The sequence below is a fragment of the Kitasatospora sp. A2-31 genome (genome assembly GCF_022288725.1).
Lineage (GTDB): Bacteria > Actinomycetota > Actinomycetes > Streptomycetales > Streptomycetaceae > Kitasatospora.
Window position 1 is genome coordinate 1 of the sequence record NZ_JAKNTA010000116.1, and the last position, 1,801, is coordinate 1,801.

The 1,801-nt window shown below is 74.6% G+C and carries 3 protein-coding genes; 2 read left to right on the forward strand and 1 reads right to left on the reverse strand.

The genetic code is table 11. The annotated features are described in order from the left end of the window. Positions 1–359 (forward strand): S8 family serine peptidase (locus MCM47_RS39985; protein ID WP_238951753.1); only part of this gene is annotated, 359 nt, incomplete at its 5' end. A 173-nt stretch (positions 360–532) separates the two neighbouring features. Continuing rightward, a complete protein-coding gene (locus MCM47_RS39990) occupies positions 533–904 on the forward strand; it encodes a hypothetical protein (RefSeq protein WP_238863192.1) in 372 nt (123 codons plus the stop codon). A gap of 104 nt (positions 905–1,008) precedes the next feature. On the opposite strand, the gene MCM47_RS39995 is transcribed toward MCM47_RS39990, so the two are convergent. Beyond that, a partial coding sequence (locus MCM47_RS39995; RefSeq protein ID WP_238951754.1) for a HipA family kinase occupies positions 1,009–1,801 on the reverse strand: 793 nt, incomplete at its 5' end.

Sequence of the window (1,801 nt, forward strand, 5' to 3'; positions counted from 1 at the left end):
CCGTGGCCGCCCCCGGTGGCGACCGCCGCTACCAGATCCCGGACACCCCGGACAAGAACGGCCGCACCCTGTCCACCATCCCGGGTGGCAAGTACGGCTACATGCAGGGCACCTCGATGGCGTCCCCGCACGCCGCCGGTGTGCTCGCCCTGCTCGCCAGCACCCACCCGTGGGCCAACGCGGAGGAGCTGACCGAGCTGCTGACCAGCCAGGCCGAGTCGCACGCCTGCCCGTCGGGCCCGTACAACCCGGGCGGCGGCGGCGAGTGGGCCGCCACCTGCGAGGGCGGCGCGGACGACAACGGCTTCTACGGCGCCGGCATCATCAACGCCGAGAAGGCGGTCCAGTGGTGGCGCTGACGCGCTGACCGGTTGACCGGCTGACGCGACGACGCGCGGTGGGGAGCGGGACCCGACGGGTCCCGCTCCCCACCGGCATTTTGAGTACCGGTACTCAGGCGAAGGCCCGGGGCCGATCCGCACAATGGGTACGCACGACCGAGTGGAACCCCCCGTACGAGGAGCATCACGCCATGGCACAGAGCCACCCCGGCCGACCCTGGCCGACCGACCGCCCGGGCGGCGCGCGGAACTGGCCGTGGGTGCTGCTGGCCGTCGTCCAACTGCTCGTCGCCGTGCCGATGCTGACGCTGATGGCCTTCGCGGGCCTGGCGATCGGCCTCGGCGGCCTCGCCACCGAGGCGACCACGACGGGGGCCGTGCTGCTCCGCCTGCTCCTGCTGGCGACCGGCCCGGCGGTCGGCCTGCTGCTCCCCGCCCTGGCGCTGTCGTCGCCGGCCGTGCGCCGGGTGAACGCCGCCGCGCTCTTCGCGCTGTTCTCCTCCGGCCTGCTGGTCGGGACGCTGGTCGAGTACTTCGTCTGGGTCCGCCCCGCCGGGGGCTGACACCGGATCGGCACGGGGCGCCCGGTCGGCAAGGGGCGCCCGGTCGGTAGGGGGCGCCCGGTCGGCACGGGTCCGGATCGTCAGGCAGCCGGGCGGCGGGCCCGTCACTCGAAGTGGTGGTCCCAGACCGTCTCCACCGACGGCTTTCCGTGCAGGTCCGGCACCTCCTGGAGCCAGGCGGGCCGGCCCGCCCTGGTCCGGGCGGCCCGCCGGACCTCGGCCGCGCGCAGCTGCTCGGCCGTGGGGAACCCGTCCGGCAGCCACTCGGCGGAGAGCTCCGCGCGGGCGGCCAGGTGGTGCACGTAGGCGCGGCGCAGCGCGTCCACCGAGTCGAAGCCGGGCTCGTCGGCCAGCCACGCGTCCGGGACGAGCGCCACCACCTCCTCCAGCAGTCCGGCGGTGACCAGCGGTCCGAGCTCCCGGTCGGCCAGCGGGACGTCCGGCCGGTAGCCGCCGAGGGCGTGGGCGCTGAGGTCGTACCTGCGGCCGACGGAGGCCGCGGCGCCGGACCAGCGGTGGTGGAAGACCAGCGCGGCGCCGTTGTCGATGAGCCAGAGCTTCCCGTGCCAGACCATCAGGTTGGGGTTGTGCACGGTGCGGTCGACGTTGCCGGTGAGCGCGTCCAGCCAGACGATCCGGCCGGCCGCGACCGGGTCGACGTCGATCATGCCGGGCTTGAAGTCCCGGGCACCGGGCAGCAGGTCCATTCCCAGGTTGAGGCCGGCGCTGGCCCGGAGGATGTCCTGGATCTCGGTGTCGGGTTCGTGTTCGGCCACCGCGGGGTCGAAGTCGACGAGCCGCAGTTCGGGCACCGGCAGGCCGAGCCGCCGGGCGAGTTCGCCGACGATCACCTCGGCCACCAGCGCCTTGCGGCCCTGGGCGGCGCCGGTGAACTTG

What these genes read in the sequence shown, in the direction of transcription:
- MCM47_RS39990 (WP_238863192.1), top strand. Translation starts at nt 533, where the DNA reads ATGGCACAGAGCCACCCCGGCCGACCCTGGCCGACCGACCGCCCGGGC.